The 20,318-nt window shown below is 61.5% G+C and carries 18 protein-coding genes; 12 read left to right on the top strand and 6 right to left on the bottom strand.

The features are described 5' to 3' along the window. Nucleotides 1-325 precede the first annotated feature (325 nt). On the top strand, nt 326-1,915 hold the full coding sequence (locus EPO55_RS20510; protein WP_363719488.1) for a DUF4407 domain-containing protein: 1,590 nt from the start codon (nt 326-328) through the stop codon (nt 1,913-1,915). A 27-nt stretch (nt 1,916-1,942) separates the two neighbouring features. Then, complete coding sequence (locus tag EPO55_RS20505) at nt 1,943-2,599, top strand: hypothetical protein (RefSeq protein WP_296339079.1); 657 nt, start codon at nt 1,943-1,945, stop codon at nt 2,597-2,599. 1,456 nt (nt 2,600-4,055) lie between these two features. On the opposite strand, the gene EPO55_RS20500 is transcribed toward EPO55_RS20505, so the two are convergent. Continuing rightward, entirely contained in the window at nt 4,056-4,337 is a 282-nt protein-coding gene (locus tag EPO55_RS20500; RefSeq protein ID WP_296339077.1) for a helix-turn-helix transcriptional regulator, read from the bottom strand. 163 nt (nt 4,338-4,500) lie between these two features. On the opposite strand from EPO55_RS20500, the gene EPO55_RS20495 reads away from it, so the two are divergent. The 3 genes from EPO55_RS20495 to EPO55_RS20485 are packed head-to-tail and all read left to right on the top strand — an operon-like array spanning nt 4,501 to nt 5,905. Then, nucleotides 4,501-5,076 carry a hypothetical protein gene (locus EPO55_RS20495; protein ID WP_296339076.1) on the top strand — a complete coding sequence of 192 codons (576 nt, stop codon included), beginning with the start codon at nt 4,501-4,503 and terminating at the stop codon, nt 5,074-5,076. 59 nt (nt 5,077-5,135) lie between these two features. Further along, nucleotides 5,136-5,435 carry a hypothetical protein gene (locus EPO55_RS20490; protein WP_296339075.1) on the top strand — a complete coding sequence of 100 codons (300 nt, stop codon included), beginning with the start codon at nt 5,136-5,138 and terminating at the stop codon, nt 5,433-5,435. A gap of 8 nt (nt 5,436-5,443) precedes the next feature. Beyond that, on the top strand, nt 5,444-5,905 hold the full coding sequence (locus tag EPO55_RS20485; protein WP_296339074.1) for a hypothetical protein: 462 nt from the start codon (nt 5,444-5,446) through the stop codon (nt 5,903-5,905). Nucleotides 5,906-6,130: 225 nt separating this feature from the next. Here the strand turns inward: EPO55_RS20485 and EPO55_RS20480 are convergent, their stop codons facing one another. Then, the gene (locus tag EPO55_RS20480) at nt 6,131-8,899 is read right to left on the bottom strand and encodes a type IV secretory system conjugative DNA transfer family protein (protein WP_296339073.1); all 2,769 of its coding nucleotides are present in this window, start codon (nt 8,897-8,899) and stop codon (nt 6,131-6,133) included. Nucleotides 8,900-8,901: 2 nt separating this feature from the next. Continuing rightward, nucleotides 8,902-9,282, bottom strand: a complete 381-nt coding sequence (locus tag EPO55_RS20475; protein ID WP_296339072.1) for a hypothetical protein — start codon at nt 9,280-9,282, stop codon at nt 8,902-8,904. Nucleotides 9,283-9,480: 198 nt separating this feature from the next. Between EPO55_RS20475 and EPO55_RS20470 the strand changes: the two genes are divergently transcribed. After that, nucleotides 9,481-10,221 (top strand): hypothetical protein, encoded by a 741-nt coding sequence (locus EPO55_RS20470; protein ID WP_296339071.1) that lies wholly within the window; start codon nt 9,481-9,483, stop codon nt 10,219-10,221. Here the strand turns inward: EPO55_RS20470 and EPO55_RS20465 are convergent. Next, nucleotides 10,218-11,396, bottom strand: a complete 1,179-nt coding sequence (locus EPO55_RS20465; protein ID WP_296339069.1) for a type IV secretion system DNA-binding domain-containing protein — start codon at nt 11,394-11,396, stop codon at nt 10,218-10,220. The genes EPO55_RS20470 and EPO55_RS20465 overlap by 4 nt on opposite strands. Before the next feature lie 69 nt (nt 11,397-11,465). Then, complete coding sequence (locus EPO55_RS20460; protein WP_296339067.1) at nt 11,466-11,903, bottom strand: hypothetical protein; 438 nt, start codon at nt 11,901-11,903, stop codon at nt 11,466-11,468. 266 nt (nt 11,904-12,169) lie between these two features. On the opposite strand from EPO55_RS20460, the gene EPO55_RS20455 reads away from it, so the two are divergent. Then, nucleotides 12,170-13,879 (top strand): ParB/RepB/Spo0J family partition protein, encoded by a 1,710-nt coding sequence (locus EPO55_RS20455; RefSeq protein WP_296339066.1) that lies wholly within the window; start codon nt 12,170-12,172, stop codon nt 13,877-13,879. Nucleotides 13,880-13,943: 64 nt separating this feature from the next. Here EPO55_RS20455 and EPO55_RS20450 read toward each other — a convergent pair whose 3' ends face one another. After that, nucleotides 13,944-14,870, bottom strand: coding sequence for a WYL domain-containing protein (locus EPO55_RS20450; protein WP_296339065.1), 927 nt, complete (start codon nt 14,868-14,870; stop codon nt 13,944-13,946). Between the two features lie 130 nt (nt 14,871-15,000). Here EPO55_RS20450 and EPO55_RS20445 point away from each other — a divergent pair, with 130 nt between their 5' ends. From EPO55_RS20445 to EPO55_RS20425, 5 genes are read left to right on the top strand one after another with little or no spacing between them, the layout of a single operon-like run. Beyond that, nucleotides 15,001-16,188, top strand: coding sequence for a metallohydrolase (locus EPO55_RS20445; RefSeq protein WP_296339063.1), 1,188 nt, complete (start codon nt 15,001-15,003; stop codon nt 16,186-16,188). Next, nucleotides 16,181-17,956, top strand: coding sequence for a ThiF family adenylyltransferase (locus EPO55_RS20440; protein WP_296339062.1), 1,776 nt, complete (start codon nt 16,181-16,183; stop codon nt 17,954-17,956). The genes EPO55_RS20445 and EPO55_RS20440 overlap by 8 nt, the downstream gene beginning before the upstream one ends. After that, complete coding sequence (locus EPO55_RS20435) at nt 17,953-18,510, top strand: Mov34/MPN/PAD-1 family protein (RefSeq protein ID WP_296339061.1); 558 nt, start codon at nt 17,953-17,955, stop codon at nt 18,508-18,510. The genes EPO55_RS20440 and EPO55_RS20435 overlap by 4 nt, the downstream gene beginning before the upstream one ends. Continuing rightward, nucleotides 18,507-19,217 (top strand): hypothetical protein, encoded by a 711-nt coding sequence (locus tag EPO55_RS20430; protein ID WP_296339060.1) that lies wholly within the window; start codon nt 18,507-18,509, stop codon nt 19,215-19,217. Before EPO55_RS20435 ends, EPO55_RS20430 begins: the two co-directional genes overlap by 4 nt. Continuing rightward, the gene (locus tag EPO55_RS20425; protein WP_296339059.1) at nt 19,214-20,029 is read left to right on the top strand and encodes a hypothetical protein; all 816 of its coding nucleotides are present in this window, start codon (nt 19,214-19,216) and stop codon (nt 20,027-20,029) included. Before EPO55_RS20430 ends, EPO55_RS20425 begins: the two co-directional genes overlap by 4 nt. Nucleotides 20,030-20,318: the final 289 nt, after the last annotated feature.

Below are 20,318 nucleotides of genomic sequence, written 5' to 3'. Positions count from 1 at the left end.
GTCCGCACTTCTTGCTGGCGCAATCGTAGCGGGAAGTCACGGCGCCGCCAGCGCGGACCTTGAGACCTCCTTCGCGGTGATCTCCATCGGCGCGTCCAGGGAAATGGTGGTCTTGCTCCTCGGCCAGCCGACGACGCAAACTGAAACGACGACACTTGGCATCTCCCATACCAAGTTGCGCTGGCAACCATCGTCACGCAGTCCCGCTTTCGTAGTGACCTTCGTCTTGGGTCGTGTCGTGTCAAAGACACAATGCGGCAATCCCAGCGAATGCTGAACGCAGATTTACTGCGTCGCGGTCAACTCAAAATTTGATTGGGAGGGAATGATGACGCCACCTGATGGACTGGGACCTAACGACACAACATCTTCGTCTCGTGAGAGCCACGCCGAGCCCACCTGGGATCCCGGGCCGGAACTGGGTCTGCTCGGGCATGCGCTAATCACGCTCTCTGGCGTCGACTATAAGCTCGCTCGGAAGCAACCGAGGAACGAGCAGCGAACGATGGCGCTGGTCGGAGCGGCCCTCATCTTCGGGGCAGCCTTCCAAGCCGTCTGCATTTTCATCGCGCTCCACGTAATGCTAGGCGACGGTCCCTGGCAGCTTACGATCAGCATCGTGGTGACCACGATCGCGACGGGGATCTTACTCGTCTACGATTGCAAGTTCGTCGCTCATCTTTGGAATTCGCAGGGACTCGCCTTCTGCCAGTCCCGCGGCATTGTCCAGGCTGCTTCGCCAATGGATCGGGCGGTTCGGCCCCTCGGTATCCTCGTCCGGTGGGCGGTTTCACTGGCAGTTGCCTCTTTCGTCGCCTGGTTTGTGCTGCTTGAGGTGTTCGATGCCGACGTGCGGCGCGAACTGGCGCGCGAAAACCGGGCAGCCAACGCTCCAGTCTTTGCGTTGGTCGAGGCTCGCTACGCTGCGCTGCTGGCGGACGCCGACCAGCAGATTGTGCGTCATGATGCGACGATAACTGGTCTAACTCACGAGCACACCGACTTGCTCAGCCGCGGCCTGGTTGGACCGGCGGTCGACCGTCAAATCGCGGTCCTCGAGGATCAGGTGGCCAAACTCCGGGCCGCCTTCGCCGAAGCCGATGGGGTTTCTTCGATCCATCAGACTGCAGCGAACGCAGAAGAGCATGGCGTTCGGGCACAGCCGAGCAGCACGGGAGTTCGAGGCACCGGGCCCGTTTGGGCCTTTCACGACCGCGAGGCGCAGAAGTACCGTGCCAAGGCCGGCTCGATCCGATCCGAACTTGAGCCCGCCGCCATAGCACTCAAGGAGGCACAGGACCGGGCGGTAGGAGCCGCTGCCGCCAACAAGGCCGAAGCTAGAGACCGAGTGGCGAACATTGAACAGCGCCTCGCCAGTGAGCAACGCGCCCGCGCCACCGCCGCAACTGAGCTCCGGGAGATGGAGAACGGGCGGGAGGCCTGGATCCAGTCTCATGTTCAGCAAGCCTCCAGCCATATCCCGATGCCGACTGGCCTGAGCGACCGTCTGCGGGCGCTTTGGACGCTAGTGCTCTCATCGGAGCTCATTGGCACCGTCGCAATCGGCTTGAAGCTTTTCATTATGGCACTTGAATCAGCCGGACCTGTCTCAAAGACGCTCTTTGGTGCCGCGGGCATCTACGGCATGCGCGCTGCCATGCGCATTGAGGAGGTCGCGGATGCGGAAGCTGAACGGCGCGAAGTGAACAGCTATGCCGCCTTCCTCCGGCGTTCCCGGCGGGAGGAACAGGTCGATGCCGCTCTCAGGGCGCAACGACAACGCGACATGGGACGGCGGGGCTTCGAAGAACTCAGCGAATCAATTGAGCGCGCAAGCGCCGGCGGGCGGATGAACGGATCAGCTACGGATCGCCCCGAAGCCGGCCTGTCCGAAGATCCAACTTTTACGTCGTGATGGAGCAACAACGCAGAGGAGATCGACATGAATAGTAAGGCAACTAAGGTGCATTTCACCCTCTTGGCCAACGGCTCCCGGGCTGGAAAGGCCACCACGTTTAGCAAGTCAGCACTTCCCGTTGCAGCCACGCCCATGAGCCGGCTCGTACCTGGATCTGTCGGCGGCGAACTGGCGGCTATCAAGGCGCAATTGAACGTCATCGATAAGTTCGTCTTGAATCGCGGTGTCCGCCAGGAGCTAGGGCGGGTTCTGCATGACGCCTACATGCAACTCGCGGAGGCGAAGCGCCAGGAGCTTCTCTACCGCATCACGCTCGACCTCGATTCGACCAAGAAGCAGCTCTTCGTGGCCAATCTCGAGGCTAGCCGCGTCATCGACAAGGAGATCGCGGAGGGCTCGGCCGAGTTCACCAAAGACATGCTCGATGGCGCCTTGGCGGTCGCCATCCACGCCGCGACGGAGAAGCATCATAAGCTCGGCGAAATCGACGAGCTCTTGGCGAGCGCCAAGATCGATGAAGAGAGCCACGCGGAGCTCCGCGAGGCCACGATCGAAGCCATGCGGCATCTTTCGGACACCGTGAAGGACTGCGTTAGCCGCATCCTGGTGTCCCACATGGCAAAGGTACAGCAGACACTGGAACTCTTTCGTGAAAGGGGGCTCACCGCAAAAGACTTCTGACCGCACCCTGGATTGTAGCGCGGACGAGCGGCCTCGTCCGCGCTGGAACCCACTGAAGCAGCAACGCCCGGCCGCGTGGGCTGATGGCGCGTCGACGCACAACCTAACGCGAACAGCGTTCCTACGATCCGAGGTTCTACTGAAGCTATTCAAGAAGAGACATCTCAACCGGATCAGGGTGGTTTGCCATGCTGCAGGATTGTCTTCGCGCGCACCACATTATCCAGCGCCTTCTCAGTCGCGATATGCGGCGGCAGAAGCTCAGCTTGCGCCAAGCCGCACGACAGGGCCGGATTGCCCTCGGCACTCTGTCGTTCATCCTCGATAGAAGCCGCGTGCATGATCCCGACAAACGGCCAAAGCGCGGGCTTCGCCGCGGCACGCTATTGGTATTGCGAGAAATGCCATGGGTTGGAGGCCTCTCGGCGACCACTCTTGAGCGGCTCATCGTGGCCAAGGCGCAACGCTCCTCAGGTTTATAGGAGCTCGTCGGAGGACGTCGCCGTCCATGCTAGCGGCCTTCCATCGGGCCTCGGCTTGCCGCGAACAGTTGCCGGGAGCAATTCTTTTCTATCGCTGTTTCCAACGGCCGAGTAAGTGGCTTGAAATGGAGACCCTGCCCCCTCATGGGCATCAATTTCGCCGCCAATCGCCTCATGTAGCGGCTGATCAACGACTCTTCGCATCCAAGCAAGGGGCTCTGCACCACGCCACGCGGCGGCAAATAGTTGATAACCCAGCACGACCCCTTGGCGATCGCGTCAGGGAACCTTGCTGCAAGGCATGCGGCCTTGGCTATCGAATTGGAGGAGGCGCTCAAGTGTTCCGGCAGTAAGGCCACCGACCCAGACCACGCCACGCAAGTGGAGGATCGTCCCACGATGGACACCGCGCTTCGGCTGCTTCTTTGGGTCTTCGATGCGTCTGCCATTGACGAGCGATCTTGGCGTCCCGATCGAGATGTGCCCCTCGACCGCGGCGCGCCACAAGCTCAAGCCCTTCCGCTCTATATCTCGCCTCAGGAGTGAGCGAATGACGCGCAGAATGCGCACGCATTCAAGGACATGGTTGGCTGTGCCTGCTCGCGTCGTTTCGCAGCCTTGGGTGCCCGTCCCGATCAGCTCCGCATATCGGATGGTCCGCTGTCATCGTTTGAACGTGAAGGCATGGCACTCGTGGCGCAGTTCGCGCGAGCGCGAATGCAACATTGGTGAATAGCTGAGCATCGGCACCATGCCACGGTGGACAAACCGCTTAATTCTGAACAGGCCCCGCGTGCTTCCAGGTCATCATACAAATCATGCCAGTGAGGGATGCGGTGCCTAATGCATCAGCGGTCGCTGGAGCACGGCACATCGCTTGACGTCTGCAGCGTTCGGAATTGAACGTTTGCGCCGATGCAAGAGTATCGCGATCTTCGCGCGCGATGATTGCCCTGCCAATTGCCGAGAGAACACTACCGTCGAGCAGACTTCGACTGTCTTGGCCGCCGCCCTGGCGGCAGGGGCCGCGGCGGCTTCTCGCCGGGCGCTGGCTCGACGAACAACTCGGTGAGCCTCACGCCAAGTGCTCGCCTCAGGCGGTCCAGGATCACGACGCCGACGTTTACCTGTCCTCGCTCAAGGCGCGCCAGAAACGAGCCGTCGACGCCGGCCTTCTCCGCCAGCTCCTCAATCGTGTACGGCTCGGCAACGCGCAAGCGCCGCACATTCCACCCAACAAGCTTTCTTGCCTCCATAGGCTGAGGCCAACAGCTTGCCTATGCTTAATACAGGGCATATATTCCCTATATCGAGAGTTGACCAACCGCCTGTGCGCGCGGGCAGCACCGCGCAGCCAGGCCAAATCACCGCTTTCGCGTACGCGTTTGATCAGTGGGCTCATTTCTTGGGGAGACAATAATGCGTGCAGTATCAGCGGCGCTCATCCTGGGCGCCCTTTTTTGCGGCCCCGCAATGGCACAAACGGCAGAATTCAAGTGCCCGAAGCCAGGCACGGTCGTGGAGTGGGCCAATGGCGCGCGCACCACGTGGGTAGGGCAAGAGGGCAACTTCTGCCGGCGACAAATCAAGGACCAGAGGGGCGAGGAGTATCTTCAGAACTGGTACGCGCCGACGTTTACGGCACGCGCCAATCAGAGCCAGGCTTTCGTAGAACAGGTCAAGGCTTGGACCCTATGGCCACTGTCCGTCGGCAAGAAGCTCACGGGCCGCTTCGACGGCGTAGGCTCCAATCCTGGTTTCGGCGCGGGTTCCTGGCACGAGACGGTCGTCGTCGAGGCGTATGAGAAGCTCGACACAAAGATCGGCCAAGTCGACGTCTTCCGCATCACCCGCAACGAGGAAGCACTCTCCCACCGCTACAAGAGCACCTACCGCGAATGGTACGCACCGGCGCTCGGCGTATCCGTGAAGGTAACCTTTACGGACAATCAGAGCATGAACCTCACCTTCGACGTGGTGCGGGTGACGCCGTGATTGAGGGGCGGCGGCGGCGCTTTCTTCTTGCTGTGGCGGCGCTTGCTGCGTGTGTGGCGGTGGCTTTGCCGTCCGCCGCCAGCGCAGCCTGCAACGAGAGCGGCGGCCCCAATACCGTCATCGAGACCCAGCTTGATCAAGGCCTGGGCGCAACAACGATCCTCCTGCGGCTGCTTCCTGGCGGCACCGCCGAGTACATCGCAGGTGGCACCTGCACACTGCTTGCCTTCACGGCCTTCCGGGAAGGAAGCGCCATCTACACGGACGACGGCCTCGGCCGCGGGCTCACCGTCTCGGTGGCGCCGGATCGCACGCTCACCGTGAGCCACGCATCAGGCTGGACTGCCAGGAGCCGATAGGAGCGCTCATGCTTAAGATCGAAATGCTTTCCAGAATCGTTGTCTTGTTTGCGGCAGTTAGCTGTCTCAATGCCTGTGCTACGGTTGCGTATCAGCAGTCTCAGCCTGTGATTGAAGCGTCCGACGTAAGCAAGATTCAGAAGGGTGTAACCACGCGCCCTGAAGTCGAGGCAATCTTTGGCAGACCAGCGCAAACTGTAGTTGGCGATAAAGGTGAGAGACATTCTTTCTATTCTGCCTATCAAGCATCGGTAAGCGGCAAGGCTCATGCTTCAGCGTACATCCCGTTCGTTGGACCACTTGTTGGCACTGGGGAAGGTAGCTCCACTCATAGACAGCAGACGCTGCAAGTCATTTATACTGCCGCTGGCGTCGTGAAGGACTTTGAGTTCTCAGAGACCGGATCGAATTCAAAGACCCAAGTGAAGGGTCTGACTCAAAGCAAAACCGAAACGACACCAATGAAATAGGAGTGGTTCTCACCGCGCTGCGGTAGCAGTTGTACGTCGTCAATCTTCCGGGTGCGAAATTCCTTGCTCATAGCCACGCAAAAGATCGCAACCGATTCCTCTTTGCCAGCCACTACTCAGACAAGCTCCTAGGTTTCCGCGAGAACACACCGGCGGCCTCCAGCGGCTGCGGTGTCGAACTGATCTTCGAAGTAACCGGCGTCCGCGTCGGCCGCTTTCCGGAGGCTACTCCGGTCGGTTCTCCCGCAGGGACCGCGCTATTACGCTAGCCACTGTCTCCCGCCTGCGGGCAGCCTCCTCCGGCGCAACAACCACTTGCCGCGTCTTCACTCGGTAGCCTCGAACGGTGCTTTGCGTCTCGGTAGGCCCCGCGATCTCTCCGAGGATCGCCAGCGCTTCCTCTGGGGACGCAAAGTGGAGCTTGGCGAGTTCGTCTTCCTCGAAGCGCCCCGTTGCTAGCTTCTGCATCGCCTTAAGATGCCGCGCGTCCGAAGAGACGAACAGGACGCGGGAGTAATCCGCCGCCAGGCACTTCTCAATATTGCCCAGCTCGTAATCTCGGCCAGTGGTAACGGAGATCTCGCAGGCCACCTCGAGGCTGTCCTTGCTGAGAGACACATCCACGCGGCCGGCGCCATCTAGGATGGTCTCCTCAACCGTCGCCAGGAATCCCTTGGACTGCGCGAACTCCCGCAGCAGGTTCTGGAGGTACCGGTGTTCCTTGCCGCCGCGGCCAAGCGGCGGCGGTACCGCAACAGGCTCGGCGCGTCGTGACTTGAGCTTGGCGGCGACAGGCGCTTTGCTTGCGATTGGCTGCGGCGTTGCCACTTCCCGCTTCTCAATAGCCGGTTCCTCGACAGCGATCTCGGCTGGCGGTGCCGGTGCGGCCATCGGTACGGGCGTGGCCCCCTGGGCCTCTGTGGACACCTTAGCTCTCGCTGGCACTCGCCGTTGCAGCGCTGGTATCCCCTGCGGCTCCGGCACTTCGGCAAGCGGGACGCAGTAGCGCTTTCGGTTGGCTACCCTGAGTGCTTCCTGATCTGCCGCGGTCATCGTTGGCAGCTGCTCCACCGTGCCAAGGGGGACGGTGATGCCGAGTGCCTGCGGCGTCACATTGCGAACGTAGCAAGCAAAGGAGGTCTCCGCCTTCCGCTTGCGCTGGGCGCGGATGAAATCGGCGTCCGTGTGCATCTCGCTTGCGAACGCCGCTGCGTCCTTAGTCGAGACGCCGCCAACGAGCTTGATGCTGGTGCTCGAAGCGAAGGACGCGCGCAGCGTCGCGGAAAGCTGGTCCAGGTTCTGATGTGCGAGCGTCATGCCCACTTTGTATTTGCGAGCCTGGTTGAGAAGGCTGCCAATCCGTTCGTCTACATAGTCTGCCGCTTCGTCCACATAGAAGAAGCAGGGCCGCCGCTCATGCGCGGGGATGGTGGCCCGCCGCATCGCGGCCTGGGCAATAAGAGCAATGAAGAAGCGGCCGAGGATCGCCGCGCCCTCGTCCTTCAAGAGATCCTTCGCCGTGTTGATGAAGACGATCCGGCCCTCTTGGAGCGCCGAGAACATATCCACCTTGGAGCGCGGATGGGAGAACATGCGGTCAAAGGTGGCGTTGGAGAGCACGCCCCACAGGCGGGTGAGCACCTGCTTCTTGGTCTCGTTGAAGGAACGGTCAAAGAAGCGGGTCTCGAAGAAGGCGCGCGCCGTGGTTGGCAGCTTCTCCATGTACGGCCGAAACGCCTCGCCCTCTTCCATGAGCTGCCGGAAGGTGTGCACCGTGGCGTCCGGTATCTCGAGCATTAGGCGCGCGAGGTACTTGAAGACAATGCCTTGGCGGGCCGTGAGCTCGGCACCCAACAGCGCGCCGAAGAAATATTCGAAAAGCTCAATCGTGCCGTTAAGGATTCGCTCGCGCTCCACCAGCGGGAGCTTCGCGATCTCCTCGTGCTTGAAATCGAACATGTTAAGCGCCACGGGATACTCAACATCTGTGGGGTCTATGACCATCAGCCGCTCTGAGAGGCCGGACGGATGGCCTGGCGCGAAGACTGCCAAGCTTCCTAAGGTACGCAGCAGGTCTCCCTGAGAGTCCATAACCACGACGGAGCGGCCATCGTTGGCGCTCTCCAAGATGTCCCGAACGATCTGGATTTGAAGTAGCTGCGTTTTGCCATGCCCTGAGCCGCCCACGATGTGCGTATGCTCGAAGCGCGCGGCGACGGGAATGCTGAGAGGGAGCGGCGTGAGGGCGAAGGCATGCCAAGGCGTGCCCTCAAGGAACAGGTCTGCGAGCCGAGTGGCGGGCGTCCCGGGCATGTCCGACGGGCCGACGATTGGCCGTCGCGAGGTATGCCGTTCTTCCCATGGAATACCGGAGGCTACGCAGAACCTTCGCTCGAAGTGCCGCCTTTGGATTGAGAACAGGTCTGCCTTGACGGGGCCCTCAGCAAAGAAGGTGCTTACCAAGTCATCGACCGCCCAGGCCGGATCTTCAAGCAGCGCCACGAGCGGTACAGACACGCCGGGGATGCCGGCGTCCGGGTCTTGCTCATCGGGATCGTCTTTGAAGGCTGTCGCGGGCATAGCGCGTAGGAGGCGGTCGAGCGCCTTTATAACTGTGGCGCGCCACTGGGCTAACAGGTGGGGTGGATCCAGGAGAAAACGCTCCCTGCGGCGAAGCCGTTCGCGAAGGGCGACGCTTTCTTCAATGGTGAGAGCCATGAAGTTGGAAACACCCGGCACGTCGGCGATCGAGGGATCCTGTGCAGCGATGCTCCGGACGGCGCGCGTTAGCGCGGCACGCAGCGGCTCGATTGGCACAAGATCGGCCGTCACAAGCGCCTCACGCACGAGTTCGGCTGCGAAGAGATCCAGATTGCCTGCGATCGGTGAAGCGGCAGCCAACGCCTCCACACGTCGATAGAGGGCGCGGGTATCGGCCAGCTCTCCTTTGCGCGTGCCGCCCGCGATGAAGTTGAGGAGGTTGTTCCAGGCCATCGCTATTCCAGCGCCACCACGTCTTCGCCGCCGAAGGACGCTGCGGCCTCGAGCACGGCTTTGAATGTCCTTGATGCTTCCTTGAGCTGCTCCTCGACGGCCAGCATCTCGACGATGTCCCGGCACTCGATGCGCTTGCCGTCCACGAGGTCGTCCACTGTCACCGAGATATTGAGAGCTTTGAAGGCAAGACGTGACGCAAGGCCCACCAAGCCTGATCCGGGATCGGTTAGCTCGTCTCGGGTGTAGAGGATCGTCTTGCCGAGCCGATACTTGTCTATGTTGTCATGCTCTTCGTCTGTGAGCTCGGCGCGAACCGTGAGCACGAACGCAGCCGCCCCAAGCAGGGCGGTCTTCTGATCCCGGCGCAGCAAGAGCTTCATGCGCGTTGCCTCTGGTAGTCCCCTGCAATGGGACTACAACCAGGCAGATTGGTCGAGCCTTTTATTGCGCGCCGAAGTGACCGGCGTCGCCGGAATACAGACACAAATTGCAGTAACCCTAGACTGGAATTCGTTCCCAGCTAGGACCGTATTTGGCACCATGCGCCGAGGTTTGCGACAATGGCTTCGAACTCAAGATTGCTGAATTTTCGCTTCGCCATCGGCCTGCCTGGCACCCGACAGTCGAGCGTGTGGCAAGCTTGGAGCCATAACAGCGACGTGTATGTGACCCAAGACAAGATGGGTAAGGTGCACAAGTTATCTGTTCACGCGTCGGCGCCATACTACTTCTACGGTCTCACGAGCGAATTTGCCGCGGAGCATACCGATGGTCAGCGGGACCTCTTGAAGTGGCGCCGCGGGACCGTGCCCGCCGCGGGTGAAAAGCTCGCGGCGCGCGTCGTTTGGGCCGTTTTCCCAACAGACTATTTGGGACCAGACAGCGGCCGCTATCACGGCGTCCACTGGATTCCAGCGGCTCCGAAAGGCACTGCCGTTCAGATCGACATGATCGTTACGCGTGAATCTCGGGCAGCAATCGAAGTGTCGTTTGTCAGCAATGGTCGTCGTCTCGAGGAGTACGCGCTACTGCCGAATGGGGACGCGTTTGCGGTCGTGAGCTCGGTGATGCCGGACTGGGAGAACGAAGACGTGCTCCTCCGTGGAGGACCAGATTTTGCCAATGTCGCCTTCCGGGCTGCAGACGAGAAGGGCGCCGATCGCTCGGAAATCTTGTGCATGTCACCGCCGCCGAAGGATGGCGACGCGATGCAATTTCTGGAGCTGTGGGGAAATCACGTTCCGCTCGATTTCCCCGTGCCCCCAAACATGAAAATCCTCACTGGCGGACCAGGGGCAGTTCGGAGCAGCAAGAGTTAAGCAACTGGCGGGATTGGGCCTGTTGTCGTCGCACTGAACGCTTTGCTCGGCTGCCCGTCTATCATGAGCTTCACGTACATATGCAGGTTCTCCAGGTTGAGGAGGTCCCTAGCCTCGAAGCGGCCTCCGAACTCGCGCTCGATATAGGCGGCATCTTCCGCTCCAAGCCGGAAAGAGATAAGCGTGCCGGCATTGCCAAGCACGGCATGCCGTATCTCCGGCTCAAGCTGGTGGAGGTATTGGTGTGCCATCACCATGCCGAGGCGGTACTTTCTGAGTTCTGCCAGCATGTTGGCCACGGCGAGCGTCGTGAACGTCTGGAACTCGTCTATGTAAAGTGCGAAGTCTCTGCGCGTTTCTGGAGGACTGTCCGCGCGGCTGTACGCAGCTAGGCCAATGGTGGTCACCAGCAGGCCGCCGAGTATTGCGGCACTGTCTTCGCCAATACGACCCTTCCCGAGATTCACGAGCAACACACCGCCTTGGTCCATGATGCGGCGCATGGAGATCATCTCCCGAGGCTCGGTGAGGATCCGGCGCATCACGGGGTCTGAGAGGAATGCGCCGAGCTTGTTCTGAATGGAAGCCACGCCATCGGCCCGGTACGAAAAGGAGTAGCGGTCGAACTCCTTCTCCCAGAAAAGCCGGACCGGCTCGTTCGAGAGGGACGCTGCAACGTGTCTCCGGAACTTTCGGTCCGAGAACAAGCGCGGGATATCGAGGAGCGTCGCCTCCTTCTGCTCCAGAAGCGCATACAGCGCGTTGCGCAGAATGTGCTCCATGCGTACGCCCCAGGCGTCGCTCCACATCTTCTTAAAGACTTCAAGGAGGCCTGAGGCGGCAAGGGGGATGCGGTCCGGCCGCACCCGGCGCAGCGGATTGTATCCATAGGGCTGGCGTGGATCGGCTGCGTTGAGATAGACGATGTCGCTTCGGCCGGCAGAGATGGCCTCCTGATGCAGCCGATCGACGAGGTCGCCGTGGGGGTCTACGAGCGCAAAGCCGCCGCCTGCCAGAAGATCCTGTTTCGCCATGTTGCCGAGTAGCGTCGACTTGCCTGTGCCGGTCTTGCCGATGACGTAGGTATGCAGAAGGCGATCCTCCCGCTTGATACCGAAGCGACGGCGATCGTTTCGGAAGTCTACCTGCCCGATGAAAGTGATGCGCTCTTGCATCCAGCATAGCGTACGCAAGCGCTCAGTGCCGCACACGATGGGACTTTCCACTCTTTGAGACAGCTCACCTTACCGGCGGCCGCGTTCGTGTGGCGGTTTGCGGCGCAGGCGCATCCAGTCTGTCGGCCGTGCCATGTATCGATCCCGAGCGAGCTTTGGATCGGGCCGCAACGCAGGCTCCTTGCTGCTTCGTCGCCCAGTGATCCAGGCCAATACAAACCACATGGCTCTTCCAGACCCGGAGAGTACCCACCAGGTGCTCCATAGCAGCCGTCGCCAGAGATAGCGTGTCCAGGCGAAGCGCAGGCTCAGTGCTAAGGCCAAAGTAAGAGAGACGATCCACGCCTCGATGTCATCTGTGGTTCGGCCGTTGCTGATTTCGAGCACCTCGAACCGAAACCACGTCGTGTACGCGCCGAAGGCAACGCCCATGAGAAGCGTCACATTGATCAGATGTGCGCTGAGCTCTTTGCGCTCTTGCTTAGAGAGTATGTACTCACGCGGCATTTGCTAACGACTCCTGCGGCGTAGTCGGCAAAGCTTGCAGTACATCCGGTGGTTGTCAATTGGGCGAGGCATGCCCCTTCCGAAGCATTGTCCGTTCGCGTGCGTTCGCCCTCCTTTGGAGGTCTGCCTCCTGGCCGCACGCTACAGAGCGGTCCCAGCTCTTTGAGACCTCCCGCACAACGCGGGGTTCACCCAACGCACCGATACAAACCGCCGCCACTGTTGTGGCGCGCGCTTTGCCGCGTGCACAGCCAAGGAGTCTCTCCATGACTACCAGCGTACCCTTCTCGGCGCTCGTCGCGCCAAAGGACAATCCCCGCCACTCCTACGACAAGAAAGCCATCGAAGGACTCGCCCAGAGCATCAAGAAGGACGGTCTCATCCATAACCTCACGGTGAGGCTGGTGAGCGGTGGCAAGTATCAGGTCGTTGCCGGCAAACGGCGCTTCCTCGCACTGCAGCATCTCAATCGCAAAGGTGAGATCGAGCGTTCGTACAAAGTGCCGGTCCGCCTCAACAAGAATGTGTCTGCCGGCGACCTCGACCGGGTTGCCACCGTCGAGAATGTCCAGCGCGAGCCGCTCGATTCGATCGACGAGGCCGAGGCCTTCGCCAAGCTCCTCGGCAGAGGCGAGAAGATCGAGGACGTCTCGGCCGAGACCGGCGTCTCGGTGCAGACCATCAAGCGCCGCGTGGCGCTTGCGGACCTCGCGCCGGAGGCAAAGGCCGCGGTCCGGGAGAAGAAGATCTCCCTTTCGGTGGCCGAAGCCCTGACGCTTGCCTCCGCTGCCCAACAGAAGACGTGGCTGAAGGATCTGAAGCATGGGGTCGGGCTCGATGCCCGCTACCTGCGCTCAATGCTCCTTGAAGAGAAGCCGTCCGCCGCGACCGCGATCTTCCCGCTCGAGAAGTATCAGGGCACGTACACCCGGGACCTCTTCGCCGAGAAGGACGCGACGTACTTCGACGACCGAGAGCAGTTCATGACACTCCAGAAGGAGGCCGTGGACAAGATCGCGGAAGAGCACCGCAAGACCGGTGTTTGGGTCGAAGTCGTCACCGAGCACCACGTATCCTGGTGGCAGTACCGGGAACCCAAGAAGAAGGAAGCATCAGGCGTGGTGATCCACTTCGCCCCGACCGGCCGTGTCGAGGTTCGCAAGAGCCTGGTCCGCCAGCAGGTCGACCCGAAGGCAACAAACGGCAAAGGCCGGGACAAAAAGCCGAAGGAGCGGCCTGCGGTCTCCAAAGCTACGTACCGCTATGCCAACGCCCACAAGACGCTGGCGATGCAGATGGCGCTTATGGAGAACCCTCGCAAAGCGAAGGAAGCCGCGGCCGTTTTGCTTCTCAATGGCTGTCCGGGTGCAGCGATCAACCTCAAGGCGCATGAAGCGCTCCGGGAGCTGGCAAGGCATCCCGGCTCGTCTAACGCCTATGAGCTGATCGACACCTGCGCCCGGAAGCTTCTCGGCAAGCTGGGGCTTCGCAGCCAGATTGGCGAGGAGGCGCCCTCCTGGGTTCGCTTGCACCATGCCGGTGCCGACTGGACCCAGGTGATCTCGGGTATTCGCTCGCTCAACGGGGTCGAACTCGATGCGCTGATCGCGCTTCTGGTGATTTTGTGCTTCGGGACCCAGCGAATGGAGGGGGTGGAGCCGGAGGACACGTTCTTCTCCGGCCTCACCAAGGACTTCACGCTCGACATGCGTAAGGTCTGGACGCCCGATGAGGTCTTCCTCAAGGGGCTTCGCCGAGACGAGCTGGTCCAGGTCGCGACAAACAGCGGCGCACTGCGCAAGCAGCCCAAACTCGGCACGGCTTCCAAGAAGGAGCTGGTCTCGGGGTTGGCCGGCTACTTCAAGCGCACGGCGGAGCCGAAGGCATCGCTCGACGAAGACGAACAGAAGGGCCGCGCGTGGCTGCCTGCGTGCATGCAGCTCTGCGTCCCTTCCGTGGAAGCGAAACCAACGTAACTATCAAGCCGCCCACCGATCCGGTGGGCGGCTTTCCTTTGTTATCGGCAGTTCGTCTAACGACTTACTCGGTGGCTTTACCTGCGGAACCACTCACCTTGCGAAGCAGCTCCTGCTGCTCCTGGCGCGTTACCTCCACCATCTTCTCCAGCTCTACCCGATTGACGAGAGAAAGCTGTACGCGGGTGGGAGTGAGTGCAGAGGCGTCCTCATCAAGAAGCATGTTCTTTTCGAAGTAATAGACCATGCTCAACCGGATCGGGATCTCCAGTGCACCGCCTTCCATGCCGTAGTCGAGTTCAATCACGCGGCGCTGCTTCTCGCCTAGCTTTGGATGCGGTCCAATACGCAGCGATACATGCTTGTTCCAAGCGAGATCATGGGTCGGATCAATCGGGTGATGTCGGCTCTCGCTGATCTCGAGTATTCGCGCCAGAACAAAATCACGGAAGTCATTGTGCTCATGGCACCAGGCCCGCAGGTGCCACCGAGACCCGTCGAAGCCAAGCGCGTGCGGCGTAACCCAGCGAGAGAGTGGCTCGACGCGAGAAAAGGATTGGTACAGGACGCATAGGGACTGCTTCGCACGGATGGCTTCGACCACCCACCGCAGCTTCCCGGCATCCAAGCGCCGACGCGGCGCTGGGACGGCAGCGAACTCCGGCACAAAGCCCAGCCACGTCTCTTTCTGCTCTCGCGCGTGGTCGGCGATCGAGCGGAGGTCGCCGAGGTATTGCCGCGCGGACGGTTCATACAGCAGTGGCTGGAAGGCGTGGGTGGCGGCGTAGGTCTTGAGGTAGGGGTCGTAGCGCAGGTTGTCGGGCGCCATCTGCAGGTACCGTGCGATATCGGCCGACGCCTGGGGCGGCGAAACATCGAATTTTCCGATCAGGTCTCCGCGATTTATCTGGCCGTCCCAAAACAACCGAAACTCAATGAATTCAATGCGTTGGCCTATGCCCCAACGCAATCGGTCGTGTCCACCGGCCATTTTGTGCTCCCTTCCCACCCTTTTAGACCCTTGAAGGTTCAAGTTACAATAACCATTAGGTTACTTTAAGGTTCGCTGGGGGCTGTGGGGCAACGAGGTCACCGCGGACGTTAGGATTAAGGAGATACATATGACCGCCAAACTGTTGCTTTTCCCCGTCGATTGCGGGGACATGACCCTGGTCGAATTCGACAGCGGCAAGATGCTGCTCGTCGACGTGAACATCCGCGGCGCCGCTGACGACCCGGACGATGATACCCCGGACGTGGTGGCGATGCTCAAAGCGCGGCTGCCGAAGGACGAGAAGGACCGCCACTACGTCGATGCCTTCATGATCAGCCACCCCGACGAAGACCACTGTCGTGGGTTCAAGAAACACTTCTACACGGGCGACCCCGCCGACTACCCGGAGGGCAGCAAGAAGATCCTGGTCCGGGAACTGTGGTCCTCGCCGATCGCCTTCCGGCGCGCGTCAGCGGACCACACGCTGTGCGAGGATGCCCAGGCGCTTAACGCCGAAGCCCGCAGGCGGGTTGCGCGCTTCCGGGCGGTCGGGACGGCCGTCGGCGATGGCGATCGCATCCTGATCCTCGGCGAAGACCAGGATGGCAAGACCGACGATCTCGGGCCGATCTTGATCAAGGTCGAGGACACCTTCTCGCGCATCAACGGCACCTACGACTCGACCCTCACGATGCGCCTCCTTGCCCCGCTGCCCAAGGAGGACGAAGACGAGGAGACCTGCAAGAACGATGCGAGCGTCATCATGCAGATGATGCTCGCCAGCGGTGGCGTCGCGGCGGCCTGCCGCTTCCTCACAGGCGGCGATGCGGGCGTCGAGGTCTGGGAGAGTGTCTGGAAGCGGTACGAAGCCCGCGCCGCCTGGCTCCAGTACGACGTCCTGCAGACGCCGCATCACTGCTCCTGGCATTCGCTCAGTCACGATAGCTGGTCCGAGTACGGCGAAGACGCCGAAGTGTCGCCCGAGGCTCGCAAGGCGCTCAGCCAGGCCCGCAGCGGCGCCCATCTCATCGCCAGCAGCAAGGAGATCACCGACGACGACAGCGATCCGCCGTGCATCCGCGCCAAGCGCGAGTACGTCGACATCGCCGATGACGCCGGTGGCAACTTCCTGTGCGTGATGGAGGAGATCGACGCCGACGACCCGCAGCCGTTGGAGTTCCACGTGACGGCAAGTGGTACGGCTCGCGTCGAAGAGAGCGCACAGGCGAAGTCGGTCAGCCCGCAGGTGTTCGCGCCGGCGGTTTCGAGCACGCCGCGCGAGGTCAACAAGCAGGGTGGCGGCCGCTATGCCTGATGGCTGGTCTTCCCGGGTGGCCGATCCCGCCCGGGAGGTCCAGGCGTGGCTTCGCGCTCAGTGCGGCGATGCTGTCCGTCCGCTCGGCAAAGGCGAATGCGCCCGCTTCGCGGCGCACTCGATCGAGCGGGGCTGGGAGATTTCCGTCGACCTCGCCGGCGCGACCCGGGTGCTGCTGGTGCTCTTGCCATCGGGGTTCCCGTACGCACGGCCGCGTATCGCCTTGGCGTCCGAGGAAACGCTACTGCGATGGCCACATTTCGAGGAGCTCGGGCTTGCCTGCCTGCCGGCACGGCCGATCATTGCCGAAGAGCCTGTCGAGGCGGTGCGCGCAGCACTCGAGGATGCCTGCGAGCTCATCAGGCAGTGCGCTGGAGGAGATAACGCCGCTGAATTCCGCCGGGAGTTCATTTCCTACTGGGGTCGCAGCCTCCGCGGCGACAAGCGTCCCATCCGGTCGCTGCTGACGCCAGGCGGACCGACTCGGCGTATCGCCGTCTGGCGCGGGGCTTCGTGGCACGTGGTCGGCGAAGATCGCGAGGCGGTAGCCAGGTGGCTTGCTTATGCCGGCGTCGATAAGCCTGCGGCCGGCTATGCGATCCAAGACGGCCTCCTCATCTCGCTACCTCAGCCTCCGATCCCCGCAGACTACCCCAACACCATCTCGGCGCTGCGCGCTTGGCTCGAGCGCGACGCGCCTGCAAGCCTGCCGCTCCTCAACGAGCTCACCGACGCGCAGGCGCACATCATGGCCGTGCTCGAAGCACCGACTGAGAGTGGCCCTGGCTTCGTGGCGGTGTGCCTCGCCGGCACTGCCGAGCCCAAGGTCAACGGATTCCGGCCCGGTCACGCCCCGGCGCGCCTGAGGCGCGACGCGTGGCTCGCCAAGGCGGCTCTGTCGCGTCTGAAGGTCGAGCGGGTTGACGCTGCCTGGATCCACGGTCGCGGCCACGACCCTGCGCAACCCATCCTCTACGGCAAGACGGTCGCGATCTTGGGATGCGGGGCCGTCGGGTCACTGTCTGCGATCCGGCTTGCTCAATCTGGCCTAGGCGGCCTGATCCTCGTCGATCCGCAGTCACTTGAAGGGCCCAATGCGGGACGGCACGCGCTCGGCGTGCGGTCCGTGGGCTTCGGCAAGGCGACCTCGCTGGCTCAGGAGATCGGACGGCGCTTTCCCCACATGCAGACGATCGATGCTTTGCCGCGATCCTGGGCAACGTTGTCCGATGCCGAGCGCGAGAGAATCGCGCAGTGCGACCTCATTGTCTGCGCCATCGGTGATTGGGCTGCCGAAGGTCCGATCAACGAGTGGCATCAGGCGCGCGGCGCCGTTCCACCGATCGTATACGGCTGGATGGAGGAGCGCGGGGCTGCGGGTCACGCTCTCGCCTTGCTTCGCCCCGGTGGCTGCATCGCCTGCCTGCTCAATCCCAATGGTTCGATGCGCGATCCCGAGACCCACTGGCAGGAGGGAAACATGTTGAGAGCGGAGCCGGCATGTGGGGTCTTGTACCAGCCCTTTGGCCCAGTGGAGCTGGGCTACGTCGAAATGCTCGTTGCAGACCTCGCTCTCGACGTACTGCTGGGTGCCGTGACGGACAATACGCATCGCATCTGCGCCACGTCCTCGGCCCGGCTGGCCCAGCTGGGCGGGGCTTGGACGGCCTCGCACACGTTGCTCCGGCCCCTTGGATTGAAAGGCCATTTCACGACTGATCGGCCCTTTTCAGCGCGTGCCGATTGTCCGGTATGCTCGGGGGAATGAGTGATGATTTGCTGGAATATGCGCTACCGGGAAATCGCGTGCTGTGCTTCGCGCCTGAAGTGGTGGCACGGTTCCGGATGCACCGCCAGCACCGGCTGTGGCGCAAGGAGGCGGGCGGCCAGCTGTTCGCCACCATGACCGGGAAGGTGGTCGACATTCGCGAGGCGACCGGGCCCCGTCCCTCAGACCGGCGTTCGCTGTTTGGCTACGTCCCGCATCGCGCCGCTGAACAGGCCGAGATCAAGGCGCGGTATGCTCGCGGCCTGCATTTCATCGGCGATTGGCACACCCATCGGCAGGCGATGCCGGAGCCCTCCTCTACCGATTTGCACAGCATGCAGGACATGTTCAAGCGCAGTGATCACGATACGCCTGGCTTCATCCTCGTCGTGGTGGGCACCGAGCTGTTTCCCGAGGGTCTGCATGTTTCGTACCACCAGGCTGGAGGGTGGCATGAGCTCAAACTCAAGGAGGCGCCGGTCGTGGTGGAAGGCGGCGCCAATGGCCGCGGTGCTAAGATGAGGCAGAGCCCCAACGGCAAGGCCAGCACATGAAGCAGTGGTTTCCTTTCAGCGACTACGATTTCTATGCCTATCTCACAGCGGGCGTCTTCCTGCTGCTCGGGCTCGATCTCGCCATAACCGGCGGGAGCTTGATGCTCCGACCGGAGTGGACGGTCGTCGAAGTCGTCATTGTAATTGCCGCCGCCTACGTGGTCGGCCAGATCGCCGCCGGACCCGCCTCGACGCTGCTTGAACATGTCGTCGCCAGGCGCGTACTTCATCCGCCGACGTCGTTGCTCCTGGGCTTGGCGAAGCCTCGGTTCATCGAGCGATTCTTCGCAGCATTGTTCATAGGACGAGGCTTCGGGCCGCTGCCCACGGCCATGCGCGAGACAATCCTCACGAACGCCGCGAATGCCCACGGCGTCGAGAAGATCACCGACCCGGAGGAAGTCTTTCAGGTTGCCTTCCCAGCAGCTCGCGCTGTCGCTGACACCGTGGCGCGCATCGACCAATTCCGAAATCTGTACGGCTTCTCCCGAAACGTGTCTTTCGTTGCTGTTGTGAGCACCATCGCGCTTGCTATCCGCTGGTGGATGGACCCGCTGCCGTACTCGGCATGGATGACCATTATCGCGGCGGTCATTGCCTTTGGCATGTTTGGGCGCTTTCTCAAGTTCTACGCCGAGTTCGCGACCGAGGTCCTGCGCGCCTATCACAACAGGCTCGTCGCCGACGGCGCGGGCAAGAAGCCATGAAGGTCCAGATCTTCGATGTCGAGCACGGCGGCTGCGCGCTTGTGACGGCGGATACCGGAGCCCGCATGCTGATCGATTGTGGTCACAACGCGTCAACGGGCTTCCGGCCATCGACGTACCTGCCGCGGATCGGCGTGACGTATCTCGATGAGCTGGTGATCACCAACTACGACGAGGATCACGTTAGTGACCTGCCAAACCTAATCCGGTCCGTGGGTATCGGTATCCTTACCCGCAATCCGACGGTTTCGGGGCCTCAATTGCTGGACTTGAAATCTGAGACCGGCGCCGGGCCTGGAATTACGAGTCTCGCTAGAATGACTGGTAACTACACCGGTTCGGTGACTTCTCGACCCAACTACGGCGCGATGACTTACAACGCATTCTGGAATCGGTATCCCTTCGACTTTGACGACGAGAACAACTTAAGCTTCGTGTTGTTTCTGCACTGCTATGGGCTGCATATGGTGTTCCCCGGCGATCTGGAAACGGCGGGATGGCGCGCCTTGCTGCGGAATCCCAGCTTCGTCCGACAGTTGCAGCAGGTGAATGTCTTCGTCGCGTCCCACCATGGACGGGTGTCCGGCTGCTGCGAAGAGGTTTTCAGGGAGGCCGGCTGTTCGCCACAGATCGTGGTGTTCTCCGATGCCGGCATCCAATACAGCACGCAGACGACGGCAGGCTGGTACGGTTCTCGGTGCAGCGGCATGGTCTACAGTGGCGCTAATCGATATGTATTCTCGACGCGTCAAGACGGTCGGATATTGCTGGAAGCCACGGCGACGACAACGACCATTCAAACCAACTTCTAGTTGCCGCATGGTCCCAGCCAAGAGGCTTCAAGTAGAATATTGGAAGTGAAACTCATGAAGAGCGGCGCTGCGAAGATGCCGTTCTCGCTGGGTTGTGGTAGTGGTTGGCGGCGACACCAAGCTTCTGATTTCTAACCAGGAGAAGACAGCATGCGTCGTAGGATTTTCATAGATGGACGGCCCGCTGAGATTGCTCAGGACTCTTTGACAATGGCCAATCTGCCGACGTCTTTAGAGCGTCGCAGCCTCACCTCAGCCAATCTGCCTAAACCTGCGAGCAATGGCGGCG

Source organism: Reyranella sp. (assembly GCF_004296935.1).
Taxonomy (GTDB): domain Bacteria; phylum Pseudomonadota; class Alphaproteobacteria; order Reyranellales; family Reyranellaceae; genus Reyranella.
This window is presented reverse-complemented; position numbering and strand designations above follow the sequence as displayed.